This window comes from Pontibacter fetidus, from assembly GCF_010119545.1.
GTDB classification, from domain to species: Bacteria; Bacteroidota; Bacteroidia; order Cytophagales; family Hymenobacteraceae; genus Pontibacter; species Pontibacter fetidus.
Window position 1 is genome coordinate 116846 of record NZ_JAAEAA010000008.1, and the last position, 20669, is coordinate 137514.

Sequence of the window (20669 nt, forward strand, 5' to 3'; positions counted from 1 at the left end):
AATGATACATATAGTTATACCTGTATTTAACAGAAAAGAATTTACCCGCGCCTGCCTTGACTCCCTTAACAGGCAAACCAACCAGGATTTTAAAGTAATTATAGTTGACGACGGCTCTACGGACGGTACGGATGAAATGCTGCGCATAGAATACCCTGAGGTGGATGTGTTGCGCGGCGATGGCAATCTGTTCTGGACAGCTGGCGTGAACCTGGGCATCCGCCATGCTTTGAAACAAGGCGCAGATAAGATCATGACCATGAATAACGATGTGGTAGTGGATGAGCGCATGATAGAGCAGATGTATAAATGGCATGCTAAAAAGCCGGAAGCCCTGATCGGGGCTCTAGAGCTAGATGCAGAGAACGGCAAACCGATATTCGGTGGCGAAAGATTAAACTGGATATCTGGCAGCACGCAGCAGATACTGGAAATTATACCGGAACCGGAACGCCGAGGCCTGCACGCAGTAACGCACTTACCGGGTCGTGGCCTGTTTATACCTAGAGCAGTTTTTGAGAAAATCGGTTTATTTGATGAAGACCGTTTTCCGCATTATATCGCTGACTTTGACTATACGCACACTGCCCGCCGTGCAGGTTTTGAGCTATATGTAAATTACGATGCTAAAATCTTAACATACCCTGAGGCCAGCGGCGACCGTGAGAACCGCCGAAACAAGAGCCTGAAAAACTACTACAAACACTTATTCGATATTAAAGGTGGTGGTAACCTGCGCGACTTTACCCGGTTTACTTTTAAAAACTGCCCAAAACCTTATATACCCTTTTACCTTGCCAATGGCTATACCCGCCGGCTGTTAGGCTATCTTGTTAAGTAATGCAGGCAGCAACACTATACTATAATAAGCAACGGAGCCATAAAGTATTTTTATGGCTTTCTGCTTTTATAGTTTTGTTAGCGGCTATAGTTGTAACTATTAACAACCAGAAAAACAGTACCCCATCGGTAGGGGTATTACAAGCAAAGGAATTTGATAAGCCTATAGTTATAACAAAGGGCGGCACCTATACCGGCAACTGGGAATCCCGGGACTCTGAGATACCGGCTGTAGAGGTGCGTACGTCTGAGCCTGTTACCATTATAAATTCTACAATACGCGGGGCGGGCTACCTTATAAAAAGCTGGGGGCATGATGCCAACATAACTATAAAGCACACCAGTGGCTATGGGCTAACACCTACCCCCTGGAGCGGCTACATCAAATCCAGAAGATTTCTGACGATAGATCATTTCCGGAATGTGGTGGTTGAAAACTGCAATCTGAATAATACGGCCGGCATTTATATTGGCGAGAACTATACCGGCAACGGTACGCCTGCTAACTCTATTAAAATACGCTATAACAAAGCCTATAACATTGACGGGCGCACTTATAATGGAATAGACATTGTACAGTTTGTGCAGTTTAATTATAAAGGTGAGGTACCTGCTGTAGAAATTGCCTGGAACCAGGTGATCAACGAACCCGATAAGTCAGCTGTAGAGGATAACATCAATATCTTTAATTCGCGCGGCACTCCCGACTCCCCGATGCGCATCCATAACAACTATATACAAGGCGCTTACCCCTACCCTGCCAACAGCAATTCTTACTCAGGGGGCGGCATTCTTACCGATTCCCCGGGAACAGATTCTGCCAGGGTTACAGCATTTGTTATGATACATGATAACCAGTTGGTTGGCCTCGGAAACCATTGTATAGGTATAGCAGGAGGCAATAACATAGAAGTCTGCAACAACCGGGCGGTAGTGGCTGCCTCGTTCCAGGACAGCACTCCCTTCCCTTTCTGGACCAGCGGCATCTGGGCACGGGATTACTACAAAGGCAAACTAACCTATGGCAATAGCATACACCACAACCAGCTGGCCGTACTTGGCCGCGACCGAACTTGGCGAAACGATGTGGGCGATAGCACCCAGTTTGTAGCCTCGGTTTACGACAACGAACATTTACCTGACAAAGTAACTATAAACCTGGAAGCCCGGGAGTTTACGCTTTGGCAACAGAAGTTAAAATTAGCCGGCATTAAGCTGGGTCCACAAAATCAGTAAACATCCAATTCCCTTATTCATAGTTTGTAGCATTAACGTAACTATAGATAGCGCATCATATTAAGGGTTCAGCTTTTGAAGCTGTCTGGCAAGCGTGGGTTACTCTATACTTAGTTTACTGGCGCGTTTTGAATTTCATGATGAACTTTAAGAGCGAGTCTGAGATGTGAGTGGGCCATAGGCCAAGCTATAGTTCGTTACCAGTCAGGACGCTCCAGCTATAGTTTAGTGGTATACTGTTCACCTCTCTTACGGAATTTAAGGCTGGTTTGAGGCCTCAAGCTTACAAGCTAGCCTAAACACATACATTGTATAGATCAATTAGTGGCAGTTAATTTCGGTGCTATTTCATATCCTCACTTCACTTCTAACCATTTGATTACCAACTGCCGTCACTAAAAAGACTATTAAAATTGAATTTGCTTCTCATCAAACAGTACAATTCCACACAAAAGTCGCTTTAGGTTTATAAGTATAGTTATATCTATATGTTTAAATTAAAATATACTTATCTAAATTTTCTTCAATTTTTGTTTAAAATTTCTGGGCTAGCACACAATAAATTTGAACTTATAGTTTTAATCCTATTTATAAACATAATATCAATACAATTAAATTATAATTTTTTATAGAATTAAATATTTAGCCGCCCTGAAACTTTTACAAAAACATGCTTTATTTGCTTTATTTAGGCTTTTTGCAATTACATAAAGATGTAATTTTATAAAGCTTTTATAATTTTATTCAGAAAATCGAAAATAGGTGTAGTTTTTATAAAATTTTCCCCCTTATATTTGCAACAACTTATATATGAGCAATTTAAGTTTGCATCTATAGTTTCAGATTCTTGCTTACTTGCTCTGCTCTTTTCAGGTAAAGTGCTATACACTAACAGATACCAGAAAAGGGTGATTAAGGAAAAATAAATATTTTCAACTTTTAGCCAAAAAAGATGAATACACAAACCTCTTATGTAAATAAGAAGGCTCAGCTATTGCTTGCCGTATTACTCACCGTATTAGTGAGTGTGTTTATCCCCAACCTTGTACAAGCCCAGACATACAGCGGACCGCTGGTGATCACAAAGGGTGGTACTTACACTGGTAACTGGGAGTCCCGCGATTCAGAAATTCCTGCCGTAGACGTAAGAACATCTGAACCTGTAGTTATCGTAAATTCCAATATTCGTGGTGCCGGTTACCTTATCAAAAGCTGGGGCCATGGCGTTAACATTACAGTTCGCCACACGAATGGTTATGGTTTAACTCCAACTGCCTGGAGAGACTATCCGAAGTCACGCCGTTTTTTATCAATAGACGTTTTCCGTAATGTAGTTGTAGAGAACTGCTACATGGAAGGCACTGCCGGTATTTTTGTTGGCGAGCAGTATGTTGGTAACGGAACTACTTCCGAGTCTATCAAGATACGCTACAACAAAGCCAAAAACATAGATGGCCGTGTGCAGGGCGATACTGACCTGGTGCAGTTTGTACAGTTCAACTTCCGTGGCGATGTGCGCGGCGCTGAAATTGGCTGGAACCAGGTAATCAATGAGCCAGGCAAGTCTGCTGTAGAGGATAACATTAACCTGTTTAACTCACGCGGTACTTCCGATTCTCCTATCCGTATCCACAACAACTACATCGAGGGTGCATACCCTAACCCTGCAACTGGTAACGAATACTCAGGTGGTGGTATCATATCTGACACAAACGCCGGTTTAGACCAGGCTACCCGTTACGTAGAAGCACACGACAACCACCTGGTAAACCTGGGTAACTATAGCATGGGTATTGCCGGCGGTAACAACATCCGTTATCACCACAACCGCGCTATCAACTCTGCTACGTTTAAGGATGGTACCCGCTTTAACATGTATACTTCAGGACTTTGGAGTGCTGACTATTACAAAATGGGAACAACCTTCTCTAACTCTATCGACAACAACGTAGTAGGTATTACAGCATGGGGCTGGGATAACAACCGTAACGACTTTACAGTTAACCAGTATGCTTCTTACAGCAACAACACTAACCTATCAGGTACTATAACACTGCAGACTGAAGCCGCTGAATTTGAGCTTTGGCAGCAGAAGCTTGCTAAAAACGGTATAGTACTAGGCCCTAACGGCTCTGGTGCATCAACCAGCCCGATAGCAACTGCTCCGGCTCCAGCACCAGCTCCAGCTCCACCTACAGAAACATCAACAGGTACAACAACTTCTGGTGGTAAAATTACCCGCGAGTTCTGGTCAAACATTACAACTGGTTCAGTAGCCTCTATCCCGACTACAAACCCGACGTCTAAGTCTGAGCTGACCTTATTTGAAGCGCCTCAGAACGTAGGCCACGATTATGGCCAGCGTGTGAAAGGTTATGTAACAGCACCAACAACAGGTAACTATACGTTCTGGATCTCATCTGATGACAACTCGGAACTATACCTGAGCACGTCTGAAGATCCGTCTAAGAAAGTAAAAATTGCTTCAATCAATGGCTGGACCAACTCTCGTGAGTACACCAAGTTTGCTTCACAGAAATCGGCAACGATCGCCCTGGAAGCAGGCAAGCGTTACTACATTGAAGCAGCTATGGTGGATATTGATGGTGGTGACCACCTTTCAGTAGGCTGGCAGTTGCCAAACGGTACGCAGGAAAGACCAATTGCCGGTAACAGACTGTCGCCAATGGGTAGCACTGCTCCTACCACTACTTCGCCTACGCCAACAGTTAACCAGGCACCGGCTATTACGCTAACATCGCCTAAAACAGGTACCTCGTATACAGCAGGTACAGCTATTACCCTGTCAGCAACAGCAACCGATGCCGACGGTAAAATTGCTAAAGTAGAGTTCTTCCAGGGTTCAACCAAGATCGGTGAATCTACTGTGAGCCCATACAACTATAACTGGGCAAATGCAGCGGCAGGCAGCTACTCTATTACAGCGAAGGCTACTGACAATTCAGGTGCTACTAAAACATCGACAGCAGCTACTATAACTGTAACAGCTTTAACCAGCACAGCACCATCTACAGGTACTACAACAGGTTCTACAACCGGTACAGGTAAGATCACGCGTGAGTTCTGGTCAAATATTACAACTGGTTCGGTAGCCTCTATCCCGACTACAAACCCGACGTCTAAGTCTGAGCTGACCTTATTTGAAGCTCCTCAGAACGTAGGCCACGATTATGGCCAGCGTGTGAAAGGCTATGTAACAGCACCGGCTACTGGTAACTATACGTTCTGGATCTCATCTGATGACAACTCGGAACTATACCTGAGCACGTCTGAGGATCCTGCCAAGAAAGTGAAGATCGCTTCGATCACGGGCTGGACTAACTCTCGTGAGTACACCAAGTTTGCATCACAGAAATCGGCAACGATCGCCCTGGAAGCAGGTAAGCGTTACTACATTGAGGCTGCCATGGTGGATATTGACGGTGGTGACCACTTATCTGTAGGCTGGCAGCTGCCAAACGGTACGCAGGAAAGACCAATTGCCGGTAACAGACTGTCGCCGATGGGAAGCGTTGCTACTACTACTACAACACCAACCACAGAGCCTGTAGCTACTGTGCCTGGTACAACAACTACGGTAACTGGTAAAATTACGCGTCAGTTCTGGTCTAATGTTACAGGAACAAGCGTAGCAGCAGTGCCAACTTCAAACCCTACAAGCACTTCTGAACTGACATTGTTCGAAGCGCCACAAAACGTAGGTGATGACTATGGTCAGCGTATCAAAGGTTATGTAACAGCTCCGTCTTCTGGTAACTATACGTTCTGGATCGCTTCGGATGATTATTCTGAACTATACCTGAGCACGTCGGAAGACCCGGCTAAGAAAGTGAAGATTGCTTCGGTAACCGGCTGGACCAACTCACGGGAGTACACGAAATTTGCATCGCAGAAATCGGCAACGATAGCCCTGGAAGCTGGCAAGCGCTACTACATTGAGGCCGTGATGATGGATGTGTATGGTGGCGACCACCTTTCAGTAGGCTGGCAGTTACCGAACGGAACACAGGAAAGACCGATTGCCGGTAACAGACTGTCTCCGATCGGAAGCACAACAGATGCAGGTTCTATTACCTTGGCTTCTGCAAGCACAACAACCGAGACAGCAGACACAGATATCTCGTTCACGGATGTAACAGCTTATCCTAATCCGTTTAAGACTGTACTTACCCTGGATATGGGTTCTCAGAATGTGAAACTACAGTCAGTTGTGATCATGACGCAGGATGGCAAGGTTAAATACAAAGAAGACAACCTGCAGCTGGTTAACAACAAACTGGAGATGGACCTGACTGGCGCTCGTCTGAAACGCGGAATTTATCTTCTGAAATACACAGACAGCAACGGTAACAGCAAATCGCTTAAAGTTATCAAAGAGTAATTAACAACAAACAACTATAGAAAGGTGCATCTGTAACGGATGCACCTTTTTTGCTTTAGGCTAGTACCGCCTTTTTATGTTTCCGGAATTTTAAAACACAGGAAAAACATAGCAACTAAACTATACAGATCAAGTATAAATGTGGGGTCGGCAAAACTATAGTTCAGTTCACGTTTTCGGCCATATAAACCCAAAGCCAGGTAACACAAACGCACTGCTTTTTATCAGGAACTATAGTTCAGATAGCAGTTTACACCCTATGAAATTCAATTTAAAAGAAATAGCGGGCAATGCCCGTAACCAGTTCAAAACCACCATGCTTTCGGTATCGGGCAAAGTATGGCGAAACCCGCTTACCCGCGAAGAAACGATAGCCCTTTTAAAACACGCTATAGTTTACCAGCACCAATCGCCGCCGGTACACATACCCGAACTAAACGACGCTGTTACAGGCGAAATGCTGCAGGAAGAGGCCGACTTTGAATTTGAACCCGACACGGTTTGGGCTATAGATCGCAACACAGCTGTACAAACTATAAAAGTTAGCCGTTCGGGGGTAGTGCTACTCAACAACAGGCAGCTCCTGAACCTGGATTACGGTTGCTCTGCCGGCCTTCTGGATTCTCCGATCAAAACCGAAAGTGTAACGTACCCGTTAGTAGTGGCTCCTTGGTCGCATTTCTGGGGAGCTTATTACGATTACATTATGTACGTAGTAGCCAAGCTTTGCCGCATCGAGCAAGTGTACGGACCCGAGATCTGGCAAAAAGCAAAAGTGTGTTACCCGCTCTTTCAGACTGCTTACGAAAAAGAATTCCTCCGAAAACTGAACATCCCGGAAGAAACTGTGCTGGACACCCGAACCAACTGGAAACAGGAAATACAGGCTGATCGTGTAATTGCAGGCAACAACCAGGTAGAATACATCCCAACTGCTGCCGACATTGCCCTGCTACGGAAACGCTTTTTACCGGACCTTGAAAAACCTATTAAAAAACGCAGGTTATACATTGCCCGAGCAGGCCGCCGCAAAGTAACCAACGAGGCAGAATTATTGCCTGTACTTAAAGCATTTGGTTTTGAGTTTATTGAGGACAGAGCCCGAAGCGTAGATGAGCAGATAAAATTGTTTAGGGGAGCAGAAGCTATCGTTAGTCCGCACGGCGCGGCCTTAACCAACCTGTTGTGGTGCGACCCGGGCACAAAAGTGCTTGAACTATTTAACCAGGGATACCGGCCAAACTACTACTTTTACCTGTGCCACGTCCTGCATATGCCTTATAACTGCCTGGTAGACAGAACCGCCAACAAGGAAAACCACTGGAGCAACACCGCTGAAGACATCTACATTTCCCCTGAAGAACTGCGGATAAAACTCACGCAACTACTGCCCTAAACTCAAACTATGGTTTATAAAAAAGCCGCTGTTACATTTCTGCAACAGCGGCTTTTTTATGCCTAATATTAAAACAAAGGCCGGTATAGTTACCGGCCTTTGCTATAGTTATAGTTACTTCTAGTTATTCCAGCACCACAATCTTACGGTTTATGGTTCCGTCCTGCAGGGTTAGTGTCAGGTTGTATAAGCCGGTGCTTAGCTTTTTGGGCTGCAGGGTTCCGCGTAACTGGCCCTCGGCGTTGGCTTTCAGTGTTTTCCGGATGATCTTTTTGCCGGTCAGGTCACTTAGTTGCACGGTTACTTCCTGGTTAGGTGTCAGTTCGGTCATCCACAGGTTCACGTTGCCGTTTTTAGCCGGGTTAGGGTACACTTCAAAGAACTTATCCAATGCATGCTCTTTGCCCGAGCCCAGCGGATTTGTACCGCAATAAGCTCCCTGCCCTCCGTTGTATTCGCTTGCAACTTCGGTTGCGGTCAGGGCGCGGTCGTATAGTTTAAACTCGTCCAGCTCGCCGTTAAAATGGTAGCCATCCCCTACTTCCAGGTAACCGATATTTATTGGCTCGGTGCCTTCAAACCCATTATCGTAGGCAATTTCGGCTTCATCTACTTTTATACCATCTATGTATAAAATGTTTTTGTTGGTAGCAGCATCGCGCACAGCCGTTACATGGTGCCAGACTCCGTCGTTCAGCTTCGGTCCTTTTTCGCCGATGTACAAGCCGTGGTGCTGGGCATCTTTCAGCATAAATATTCCATAGCCATTCGGGTCCATGCCAATCCACCAGTGCATTTGCGAGGAAGTAGCATTACGTCCGATAATCACGGAGTTACGATCTACTTTAGAGGTAGTGCGCATCCAGAAATCAATAGCGAACGGGGTGTTTTTGCCCCAGTTAAATTTAGAGCCATCCGTCAGGTTTACAGCCGAGGTATTTCCAAAAGTAGCACCACCATAAAACTTACCAGAACTTGGTGTAGGGCAATCGGTGCAGTTGGCCAGCGAGGCAGATGCAAAATCCTTGTAAGTTTTTTCGCTGGTCAGTTCATCCATACCGAAGTAGTGCGTAACGCCCGGCAAGCAGTTTGGTAAACTGATCTGGGTACTGCCGCCAACGGCTATGTTTGCCGCCCCAGTAGCATGGTAATGCACGCCATCGTCGGTGGCCTGTGCGGTAATGTTGTGCGTGCCGGCTGTAGCGCCGTTCCATACTGCCGTAAACGGCGCCGTAGACGATTCTGCAATCTGATTAGTACCTGCGTAGTAGATTACTTTGCTCCAGTTACGGTTGGTATCTGCAAACTTAACAGACAGGTTTATAGGCGCGCCTACTTCATAGCTGGCATTGTTGGCAGGCGATGTCAGGCTTACAGTTTCTATAGTTCCGCCGCTGCAATCCGGGTAAACATCCACATAATCGGTAGTGGCCAGTCCACCGGCGTCGGTTACAGTCAGGCTTATGCGGTAGAAATACGTATGGTTATCACACCCGATCGGGATAATGGTAGCCGTCGTTTCTTTCTTGTTATCGATAGGCTCGGGATGCTCGTGCTCGTTATGGTGCAGCGTGGTTTGCCAGGCGTATGTTAGCTGGTTCTCGCTGTGTTCGGTATCCGTAACAGTGGCTCGCAGGTTATATACCGAGCGTTGGGTAAGCGGATATTTGGTACCTTCGGCCGGGCTTGTTATCTCTACCTTAGGCGGAGTATTGTTCAGGATGATGGTAAGTTTGGAAGTAGCAGTAGAGCCGCCGGCATCCGTAACTTTCAGCACCACTTCAAATGATTTCATGCCTGTGCCGGTAAAGGTATGTTCCGGGTTAGCTGTAGTTGCTTTTGCCGATCCGTCTCCAAAATTCCATTCATAGGTCAGCGGTTTGCCTTCCGGGTCTGTCGATTCGCTGCCATTGAATTTAACAGTCAGCGGGCTGGAGCCAAACAGTTTATCGGCTTTGGCTACAGCTTTCGGAGGGATGTTGTCGCCGTAGTAATTTACTTTTTTAACCTGCGTGGCATAATTTATAAAGTATAGCTCGTTTGTTACCGGGTTAACGGCAAAATCAACTACGTTTACATCTTTATCAATAAAATTACGCACTGATTTCGGATTATGGTTGGCATCGAACGTAGCTACCTTTATCCAGCCGGCACCATAATCTCCGAAGAAGTATACATTGCGATACTCGGCCGGAAACTGTGTGCCCGTGTACCATACACCGCCTGTAGCAGAACTACCGCTAAACTGCGGACCTGAAACCGGCGAGCCTGCTGCCCCGATATTGATCACATCTGCTTTACCGTCTTTGAAAATACCTGTGCGGGAACCACCTTCGCGGTTACCCCAGTCAATGGCAGGGCGTGTGTGCACAAATGTCTGAATGCTGCTTGGTATTGGTGTTTCCCACTGGCACGGATTTCCGAAATATACATCGCCGGTTTGCTTTGGCTGATAAATCAGATCCTGGAAATAAAACAGCGGCTGGTTGCAGGTACCCTGGCCATGCAACGGGTTTGTAGCGCCTGGCTTCGCCACCTGATGATGGTAGTAATATTCCTGCTCCAGTAAGCCTTCGTATACCGGCCAGCCAAAATTCTGGCCACCTTTGGTTACCACGTTCAGCTCTTCCCAGGTTTGCCAGCCCACATCGCCCAGGTAAATTACGCCGGGGTTGGTAGCGCTGCCTGTACCTGCCTTAATGGTAAAACGAAACGGATTCCGGAAACCCATAGCCCATACCCGTGACGCAGCAGACCGTGGTTTGGAGCCGTCATAAAATGGGTTATTTGCATAGCCGTCTCCGGTTGCTGGATTTATGCGCAGTATTTTGCCGTTAATAGAAGTTGTTTGCTGTGCCCTGAAAGCACCTACGTTCTGCTCAGGCACAATAATGCCATCAGCAAGGGCTTGTGGTATAAATGTATCGGCAGGTTTGTTGGGGTCGTCTTCGTAATAGCCGTAATCTTTCCAGCCGCCGGTAGCACCATCGCCTGCCGAGAACAACAACGAACCATCTTCGCCGAAGTATAGCGAGCCTACCCCATGTGACTCATACAAAATGGGCACGCCTGAAGATTTGGTTTCGCCTACCAGTATTTTGCGGCTGGCAGGGTCTACGGTTTTGCGGCCATCTGATGTACGTGCCGTGTAGCGCGTAATGCGGCCAATAGAGGCATTATAGTATTCGTTTTTGGTGGAGCTATAGTTGGCGGTACCAAAGTTCATCAGGTGGTGCCTGTCTACAGCATAGTATAGGTAAATGTAGCCGTTGGAGTCGAAATTGGGGTCGATGGCAAAACCAAGCAACCCATGGTCGCCCCAGTCTGCAACCTCCTCGGTTATGTCTACCAGCGGAGTTGGCAGTTTTTCACCATTCTCCACGATCCATACTTTGCCACCTTTTTCCCAAACATACATACGCTTGCCATCTTTAGAGAAGGTAAGCCCGACAGCGGCGTTCCAGGCGCCGCCAATATCTTCAACAACAAAGCCGGAAGGCTGCGCCGTGGCTGTATTGCTTATAGTTGAACCAACTAAAAATAAAAAACAGGAAAAAAGTAAAGTATAGATCCAGGCTGATTTTTGCTTTTGTTTTGTGCCGTTACGAAGTAGCAGAGAGAAGCCTCCTCCGCGTTGGGTATAGTTTTTTTTCATACGTTAAGGGTAATCGTTTTACATCTATAGTTACTTAATCAGAATTTGAATTTTTACAGGGCAAACTCCTGGTTCTGAGCTGTTCGCATGCGCATTTACAGGTTTGTACTCTTATAAAATAGGATATAACTAACCTTATAACTTTGGAAAATTACGCTTACCGTCAGCTATAGTTTTATAAATCAATTAATTAGCTATATTTATATAATATATATTAATTAATATTTGTTAAGTGCAATTTTATATTTAACAAGCGATATTCATAAAAAAGAGCACTGTGTAAGGTGCTCTCTTTATAGTTTCCGGTTTTCGGTCTTTATCTGGCAACCACCAGTTTGCGGCTGATTACTTTTTTGTTGGTTGCAATTGTTATGTTGTACATGCCCTGGGTTAGTTTATCCAGGGTTTGGATGTTGAGTATCAGGTAGCCTTCCGCATCAGCGTTAAGCGATTGTTGCATCAGTTTGCGGCCAGTCATATCCGAAACTATAAGCTCTATTGGCTCGTCGGGCACCAGTCTGTTTACTTCTACTGTTACATCCTGCCCGTTGGTTGGGTTAGGGTAAACCCTGAATTCGGATGCTGTAATAGAACGGTTATCGATAATGATTGTGTTGGAGTATGTATGCGCCCCGCTTTCCTTCACAATCCTGAGCCTGTAGTACGCTCTGCCATCCAGTGGTTTTTCGTCGGTATAAGTGTAAGCGAGCCTCTCTGATGAAGTGCCCGAACCTGCTACCTCTCCTATTTTTGTAAATTCTGTTCCGTTTGCTGACCGTTCAATTTCAAAGGTTTTCAGGTTGGTCTCGTTTATAGTTTCCCATTTAAGCACCACGGTGTTGTTAATAAACTCCCCCTCGAAAAGAAGGAGATCGGTAATGGCATCGAATGTATCAGTATAGCGTTCTTTAATTTCCTGTGGGCTAAGGGCGCGGTGGAATAACTTTACTTCATCCAGGTCACCTTCGTAACGGTAACCGTTTCCGCTTTTCAGGTAGCCGATGTTTACCGGGGTTTTACTCGCAAAATTGTGCTGGAAACTATAGTTGCCTGTCGCTATCTGTTCGCCATCTACATACAGCCGGGTAGCCCCGGCGCTACCTTCGCGTACTACAACTACCTGGTGCCAGATGCCGTCGTTCAATTTAGGGCCGGTATTCCCGATCAGGTGTCCCTGGTACTCTATATCCAGTAGTTGAAAAGCGGCATTACCGTTACCATTAGCTCCCAGCCACCAGTGCGTTGGCGAATCGGAGGCGCTGCGGCCAATAAACACGCGGCCGCCGGCAGTGCTTGCCGAGCTGCGCATCCAAAGCTCTATGGTAAAGTTTTCGTTAGGGTCCCAGTTAAAGTTACTGCTTTTAATCACATCCAGGCCGCTGCTTTGCCCGTTAAAATGCTGCCCTCCGCCTACAACGCCAGTCGTTGGCGTAGGCTTTGCTTCAGCTTCGGCCGTAGCATCAGCAGGCGTGTAAAAGTCTTTGAAAGTGAGACCACTCACTTCGTTCAGCATCCAGTGATGCACCATTCCAAACTTTTCGCCTATGCTGTCTTTTACAGTTATCGTATAGTTTTGCTCTGCCTGGCCTGCGCTGTTTTTTGCCTGCACTTTTACCGGAAATTTACCAGTGGCCGCTGGCACCCATTTTATTTCGCCGGTTGATGCGTTTATAGACATACCTGCCGGCGGACTTACCAATGTAAAAGCTGGCCTTGGATTACCGGTTGCCTGCACCTGGTACAGGTACTGTTGCCCCACTACCCCATACGTTACCGGCTCAGACATAAGAGTAGGCGCTACCTGCTCGGTACCGCAATAACTGCCGGCCCCGTTGTTATAGCGTGCTCTAACTTCTACTTCTGATAAGTTACGCTGATACACCATCACCTCGTCCAGGAGGCCGTTATAGTTGGTGCCTGCATGCTTATCAAGGTAGCCCAGTGTTACCTGCGATATACTTTCGAAGGTACCTGTGTATACCTGCTTGAAGTTGGCTGTGGTGTAGCCGTCTACATAGATCTTGTTGCGTTCATTTATGCCATCTCTTACCACTACGATGTGGTGCCATTTGCCGTCGTTCAGTTTGCTTTCGCCGTTACCTATTACAGTGCCCTTATTCTGATTATCGAAAAAACTGAAAACAGCACTTCCTGATTTGTCCAGCCCTATCCACCAGGTCATGTCGGTATCGGTGGCGGTGCGGCCCATAATTACCTGGTTGCTACCAGATGATGCTGTTGTCTGGACCCAGAACTCGATTGTAAAACTGGCATTAGAACCCCACTCAAATACTGTTTTATCCTGCAATACAATGCCATCGTTGCTCCCATCAAAGCGCTGCGCTCCGGCAAACAAACCGGTAGCCGGAGCCGGGCAGTTGGTACACGTAGCATCAGGGCCACCCATTTTATCTTTATAAGTACCGGCTGTTTTTTCGTCTAAAGGGAAGTAATGCGCCATGTTGGGCGGGCACTGGGCTTTTACCTGAACTGCTGCCAATAGCAGCAACATGGTAACTATAGTTGCCAACTGCTTGGGCAGCCACACAACACCCGGCAGGGCTATGGAATTTCGGAGTAAGGTCAGGTTACTTATGCAAGCGTACCAGTAATGATGTATCATAAGTGAGATCGCTCTTTGTAAAGGGTAAAGTCGATTACGGGAAGTATAAGGCTACTTCAGTAAAAAAGTGCTCCGGGTTATGATCAGAGCCAGCTGCATGAACCGGGAAAATGAACTATAGCCAGCATTAGCAGCCAAGTATTCAAAATCCCATTTATTGGAAACTGCTTATATTACGCGGTTTGGTTTTGTAGGTTTAGGTAAGTTGTAAGATAGGCTATAGTTGTAGCACAGCGCACTCCAAACTACCAGTAATTCATTATCAATAACTTACAACAGCACTCTTGTTTATAGTTTGTTAAAATGCTGGCATCTATAGCTTGCCGCTGCTATTACCAGACTTGTAGCTGTTTGCGGTGCGGCAATGATTTAATGGCACGCAGTTGGTAAGCTAAAGTTATTTCGTTGGATGGTTTATCTATAGTTGCGGCATCAGCTATAGGCGACTCGTAGAGGTAGCTTATCTGTAGTTTGTTTAGCCTGAAACCTGCCGTAGCGGAATAAGCCTGGTTGTGGCGGTACCCGGCGCCGGCCCAGAATATGTTCTGGTAAACTGCCTTCACCTGGCCTTCTATAGTTGCTTCTTCCTGCTTATCGTACTGGTACAGGCCATTCAGCACAAGCCCCATAGCATCTGTTATATTTGTCCGGATGCCAGCTAAACCGATATGTTTACGCGCGTACAAATCCTCCATAAAAGCATCTCCTGATTTCATAAGCTTACTTTGTGTAATATCCTGCATCGCATACCCAACATAAAAGTTGCGGCCAGCCAGTGTCAGGCCCAGGTTCAGATCCATTTTGCCGGAGCGGTTGTTCTGGCCCAGCAGGCGGCTATACTTCGGGTCGTTTTCCTGGTCTACGGTCAGTTTGTTTCCGTCAAGCGACAACAGGGTATAGGTAACAGCCGAGCCCCAGCGCAACATCACATTCTCCGATAAATTTATGCCCGAACCATAGCTCAGGTTTACCTGGGTTTCGCTGTACGGCCCAAACGAGTCTCGATACAATAAAAGGCCAAGCCCATGTTGCAATGCGGTAGTTTGCTCACTCTGGTTCTCTAACTGGTAGCCTTTGCTTTTTTTCAGGTCGCTGAGGTTAAGTTCTGCTGTGGCAAAAATGGTTTTAGGGGCATCCTCGAAGCCGGTCCACTGGTTACGGTAAAGTGTTGTAAACCTGCTCCCCTCCTGCGCGGTCAGCGATGGGTTATAGAAAGTCCTGAGCTGCGAAAAATTGCCGACATATTTCCGCGTCTGGGCAGTTGCCAGTAAACTATAAAATGCCAGGAAAATCAGTAAAATATATCTTTTCATTTTGTTCTGTTATAAAACCGATACTACCCCTTTTTGCACCAGGCCGGTATCTTTTATCTGGATGATATAAAAATAGGCACCCTGTTTTACCTGCCCGTTCTTACCTTTTCCGTCCCAGCCTTTTTCAGGGTCAGTGCTATGGAAGAGCGTAATTCCGGCTCTGTCCATTACGGTAATTTCCACGGTGTTGTAAAAGCGCAGTTCCGGCACTGTCCAGGTATCGTTAATGCCATCCCCGTCTGGCGAGAATGCATTTACCAGCTTGATCTGCGCCGGTTCGTAAGGGGCCTTGGTGAGTTTAAATGTTCGTTGTATAGTGTTGTTATATGGGTCCACGCTCTGCACCCTGATGTTAAAAGCAGTGATACCTGACAACCCGCTGTTAGAAGTTAAGTGCAGCTCATTGTTAACGATGTGAAAATACGCGTTCTGCGCATCGCCTTCACCGGCTACCAAACTATAGGTAAAGTTATCGTCCTCCGGGTCCTGGGTTGTAAAAGTGCCGATAACATCGGTTGGCTGTGCGTTTGGCGTAAAACTGGTGGCGCTCAGGGTCAGGTTGGTTGGTGGCTGGTTAGGCTCTACTTCAACTATAATACTGCCTGTTCTGTTACTAAAGTTTGTGGTGCTTTCGGCCAGTTTCAGGGTGCCGGTTAAGGTGTATTTGCCAGCTACTTTAGGGTTGTAGTTGCCTTGCTGCCAGGTTACATCCAGGTAATCTTCTTCGCCGGTATTGTAGGTAACCTTAACTTTTTGTGGAAGATTTACCTTACTGAACGCAGTGTTAAAAGGCACTTTTACGGCTTCTGATGGCGTAACTGAAGCAATGTCTTTCGATACTTTTGCGACCTGCGCCGTGGCAGCTTCTCCTTTGTTAGTTGCCCTGTCTGTCAGGTATAAGGTTACGGTCAGCATACCATCTTTCAGCCCCGAAAGGTTAAGGCCGGCAATGGTAAAGGCGGCTGCAGATACAGTACCCGAACCGTTTACAGGCTCCCCACCGTTGCTGCTGCTGATGGAATAAGTATAGCTGGCGCCTACTTCGGCACCTGTTATGTTCAGATCAATGCTTTTTTCATTAGAAACGTTAACCTGCGCCACCGCAAACTTTACAGCATACCCGGCTGGGGCTACAGCATCGTATTGGCGTTTAATGATGTTGGAGGCTTCGTTTCCGTTACGGGCGGCATCCTGTGCTTTTCCTGCAGCTATACTTACTGCAACCTCCCCCTGCGCGCTGGGTGTTACCAGGATTATAAATGTCTTATCAGTTACCTTCTTAAAAGCTGACGCAGTTCCGTTGGCGACAGTAATATCGCTAACCTCAAACCCTGTGATATTCTCACTGAAAGTTATAGTTACCTCGAACGCCTGATTTGTAATTTCCGGTGCATTAGTAGCAAGTACCACAGTCGGTTTGGAAATATCGCTTTCCATTTCCAGCATGCCGGAAGCCGTGTTGCTGTTGCCAGCAAGGTCGGTTACTTTGGCGGCGGGCAGTTGCACGGTTATTTTACCGTCGGTGGTTGGTGTTATAGTTGCGGTGTAGGTTGCAGTACCTGTACTTTTCAGATTGCTTATAGCTGCATTGGTCACTATAAAATCCGTGGTGGCCAGGTAATAAACACCCTCGCTAAACGTAATGGTAACATCAAACGCAGTGTTTACCGGGCTGGCAGTTGTAGTTGTAATGGCTACAGTTGGTGCAGCCTGGTCTATAGTTACAACAAAGTTTGCGCTGGCAGCACTGGTATTGCCCATAGCATCGGTGGCGGTGGCTGTAAACGTATATGTACCGTTGGTTAGCGCAGTTGCTTCGTAGCTATACTCCCAGGTGCCGGTGGTGCTTGCTTTTACGGTTCCTATAGTTCCTTTTCCGCTTAAGTTTAAGGTTACTGTAGCATTGGCTTCAGCGGTTCCGTTTAGTTTCAGGGTGTTGTCAGATGTTATTCTGTCGTTGGTAACCGGACCGCGGTCTTCTGTAATAGCAACTATAGCTGGTGCTGCTGGCGGCGTGGCATCTACGGTCCAGGTATGTGTGGCTGGGGTGGTATCGGCATTTCCGGAGGCATCTACAGCTCTTACTTTTAGGGTATGGGTTCCGTCGGCTACATTACTTAAAGTTGCCGGGTTAGCTATAGTTGCAAAAGCAGCCCCATCCAGGCTGGCCTGGTAAGTTACGCCACTTTCATTGCTCGCAAACGAGAAGGTAGCTGTTTTACTGGTAGTAGTAGCTGGTGGCGCAGCAGTAATCTGTGTTTCAGGAGCTTGTGTATCTGTTGTTGTCAGCAGCGTTTTAACGGGGCCAAACCATACGCGGGCCATCTTATTGTATCCGTTCAGGTTAGGGTGCAGAAAATCGTACATGTCTGCGTTTTGATTGTACACAATACCTGCATCATCTGCCATGTCAACCAGCACTATTCTGTCGCCGTTGGCAATGCGGCTGTTCGCCAGTTTTACCAGATCTTCATTATACTTGGCAGTGTAGTAAGCACCCCAGTAAGCATCTTCTTCATTTGCACCACAATCGGTACATTGTTTTATAATTTGGGCTAACACAACGGTTACTTCCTGTTTCGAGCGGGTTTCGTAGGCATCCACTTCATTCAGTATCTCGTCCAGTTCGGTAATGTTGGTCGGGTAACCGAGGCTGTTTGTGCCAATGTGCAGTAAAATAATATCCGGCTTATATTTATCCAGGTAAGGGCCGCTGCCATCGTTTCCATTCTTCAGCAAGTCCCGGATATTATAGTTTTTATAGCCTCCAAACCCTGCATGATTCAGGTCCGGGGCAAAGCCATACTTCTGCTGAAAAGCCGTACTCGTGTTAGTACCCGAAACTTCACTTCCGACAAAATCAACTTTATACTTTGCGTTGGTCAGCAACTGAAACAGCTCGTTACGGTAGGCAACACGGTCTTCGCGGGCCAGGTCAGCGCTGCCCCCGTCGGTATTGGAGTCGCCGAGCGGCATAACACGGTAAACATAATTGGCTGCCCGGGTAGTTGCTGTTACTACATTACTATAAGCACTTTCCCCGCCGCCTGTCACCTTCACGCGGTAATACAGCGTTTCAGCGTTTCCTAAATTGGTATGCCGGTAGCTGGTAACACTGGCGCCAACCGTTTGCAACACCGTAAACCCCGATCCGGAAATTTTAGAATACTCCACGGTGTACTGAGAAGCATTGGCAACGCTGTTCCAGGTAATAGAAATGGTGCCGGCAACAGAAGGTGAAGCATATACCTGCGGCGCTGCAATTACAACAGTAGCCGGGGCAGTAGTGGTGTTGGCAAAACTGGTTTCAGGTAGTATAAAAGCGAAGAAAAGGCATATATAAAATAATAGGCGATGGCGCCCTGAAGAGTAAGAGTGAGGCATACGCTCTGTAAGTTATGTGCAAAATTAATGAGGTCTTTAACGACTATATTCTGCGAAGGTTATACTTTTTTAATCCTATTATATTATCATAGTGCAATTTTATTAAAACAATATCATATTCTGATACAGATATTATACGTACAAGCTTTTATTTGAGTGTACCTATATTGCACTAAAAAAATATTTCGGTTTTAGCCTAACCTTTTTTACTGATATCTATATAATAGGAGTATAAAAAAGCAGGCATCACAAACCTGTTTTTCATTACCGACAACCAGCACAATGTCTTCAGATGTGATTTCAGAAAGTTTCCAGAACACTCTTTAAGCCAGTATTATGTTATTTAACTCTACTGAATTTTTTATTTTCTTCCCGGTAGTAGTTACCCTCTATTTCCTGACCCCTTATAACAGAAGGTGGATCATACTGCTGTTGGCTAGCTATTACTTTTACATGTCCTGGAAGCCGGCTTATTCCATCATTTTGATCATTTCAACGGTACTCGATTACCTTACCGGCAGGGCAATGGGCAGGTATTCTGATGCCGAAAAACACAAGCGCAAACCTTTTCTGTACCTGTCGCTGGTTGCCAACTTATCTATATTGGCGCTCTTTAAATACTACAACTTTTTTAACGAAAGCGCCCGCGACCTGGCCCAGGGCCTGGGTATGAATTATGCAATGCCTGCTTTCGAGCTATTGCTGCCCATGGGTATCTCTTTTTATACCTTCCAGACGATGAGCTATAGTATAGATGTGTACCATGGCCGCATTAAAGCTGAAAAACATCTGGGCATTTTTGCGCTATTCATCACTTTCTTCCCGCAACTGGTGGCCGGTCCTATCGAGCGTGCCGAAAACCTGCTGGGCCAGCTGCGCACCTCTTATGATTTTGATTACGCACGGGTAGTTTCGGGTTTACGACGCATGGCCTGGGGCTTCTTTAAAAAGATAGTGATCGCTGATAACCTTGCCCTACTGGTAAACCAGGTTTACAACAACCCCACCGATTACGAAGGCTTTACGCTTATACTGGCCACTGTTTTCTTTGCCTTCCAGATCTACTGCGACTTTTCAGGCTATTCGGATATTGCCATTGGCGCGGCACAGGTAATGGGCTACAACCTGATGGAAAACTTCCGCAGGCCATACTTCTCGAAATCGATCTCTGAATTCTGGAGCCGCTGGCACATTTCACTTTCCAGCTGGTTCCGCGATTATCTGTACATACCGCTGGGTGGTAACCGCGTGGTAAAATGGCGCTGGTACTATAACCTGTTTATCACGTTTCTGGTGAGCGGCCTCTGGCACGGCGCCAACTGGACTTTTATAGTTTGGGGCGCACTGCACGGCTTCTACCTGATATTTGCTATAGTTACCGCCAAACAGCGTAATGCACTGGCCAGTGCTATAGGGCTTACCAGCCGCCCGGTGTTATATAAATGGGTACAGGTACTGACCGTATTTGCCCTGGTATGTTTTTCCTGGATCTTTTTCCGGGCCAATACAATCTCCGATGCCCTTTACATCATTAAGTATAGTGTGGTAGGCTTGGGCAATATAAGCCAGGTATTTGCCGGCATAAACCTGGAGCACCTGCTGTTTATGGACCAGGGCGCTAAAACCTTTGTGGTATCGGTAGTGGCTGTACTTATTATGGAAACCGTGCACCTGATACAGCGCAACGGCAGTGTATCGCAGCTTATCCTGAACCGTCCGGCTATAGTTCGCTGGAGCGTGTATTACATTGCCCTGATCGCGGTGTTACTTTTCGGGCAGTTCGGCAATCAGGAATTTATCTATTTCCAATTTTAAAACGA

General features: G+C 46.5%; 9 protein-coding genes. 5 read left to right on the forward strand and 4 right to left on the reverse strand.

Annotation, left to right across the window (positions count from 1 at the left end):
* The first annotated feature begins 1 nt into the window (after window position 1).
* From GWO68_RS08055 to GWO68_RS08070, 4 genes are all read left to right on the forward strand, one after another.
* Entirely contained in the window at window positions 2-841 is an 840-nt protein-coding gene (locus tag GWO68_RS08055) for a glycosyltransferase family 2 protein (protein WP_162345920.1), read from the forward strand.
* Window positions 841-2076, forward strand: coding sequence for a glycosyl hydrolase (locus GWO68_RS08060; protein WP_202923703.1), 1236 nt, complete (start codon window positions 841-843; stop codon window positions 2074-2076). The genes GWO68_RS08055 and GWO68_RS08060 overlap by 1 nt, the downstream gene beginning before the upstream one ends.
* 952 nt (window positions 2077-3028) lie before the next feature.
* Window positions 3029-6478, forward strand: a complete 3450-nt coding sequence (locus GWO68_RS08065; protein WP_162345921.1) for a PA14 domain-containing protein — start codon at window positions 3029-3031, stop codon at window positions 6476-6478.
* Between the two features lie 259 nt (window positions 6479-6737).
* On the forward strand, window positions 6738-7874 hold the full coding sequence (locus GWO68_RS08070; RefSeq protein WP_162345922.1) for a glycosyltransferase family 61 protein: 1137 nt from the start codon (window positions 6738-6740) through the stop codon (window positions 7872-7874).
* A 124-nt stretch (window positions 7875-7998) separates the two neighbouring features.
* On the opposite strand, the gene GWO68_RS08075 is transcribed toward GWO68_RS08070, so the two are convergent.
* The 4 genes from GWO68_RS08075 to GWO68_RS08090 all read right to left on the reverse strand — a co-directional run bounded on the left by GWO68_RS08075 (window position 7999) and on the right by GWO68_RS08090 (window position 18849).
* A complete protein-coding gene (locus GWO68_RS08075) occupies window positions 7999-11529 on the reverse strand; it encodes a PQQ-dependent sugar dehydrogenase (protein WP_162345923.1) in 3531 nt (1176 codons plus the stop codon).
* 316 nt (window positions 11530-11845) lie between these two features.
* Window positions 11846-14152 (reverse strand): LamG-like jellyroll fold domain-containing protein, encoded by a 2307-nt coding sequence (locus GWO68_RS08080; RefSeq protein ID WP_235941990.1) that lies wholly within the window; start codon window positions 14150-14152, stop codon window positions 11846-11848.
* Between the two features lie 332 nt (window positions 14153-14484).
* Window positions 14485-15465 carry a PorP/SprF family type IX secretion system membrane protein gene (locus GWO68_RS08085; protein WP_162345924.1) on the reverse strand — a complete coding sequence of 327 codons (981 nt, stop codon included), beginning with the start codon at window positions 15463-15465 and terminating at the stop codon, window positions 14485-14487.
* A 9-nt stretch (window positions 15466-15474) separates the two neighbouring features.
* Window positions 15475-18849, reverse strand: a complete 3375-nt coding sequence (locus tag GWO68_RS08090) for an Ig-like domain-containing protein (RefSeq protein WP_162345925.1) — start codon at window positions 18847-18849, stop codon at window positions 15475-15477.
* A 336-nt stretch (window positions 18850-19185) separates the two neighbouring features.
* Between GWO68_RS08090 and GWO68_RS08095 the strand changes: the two genes are divergently transcribed.
* The gene (locus GWO68_RS08095; RefSeq protein WP_162345926.1) at window positions 19186-20664 is read left to right on the forward strand and encodes an MBOAT family O-acyltransferase; all 1479 of its coding nucleotides are present in this window, start codon (window positions 19186-19188) and stop codon (window positions 20662-20664) included.
* Window positions 20665-20669 lie beyond the last annotated feature (5 nt).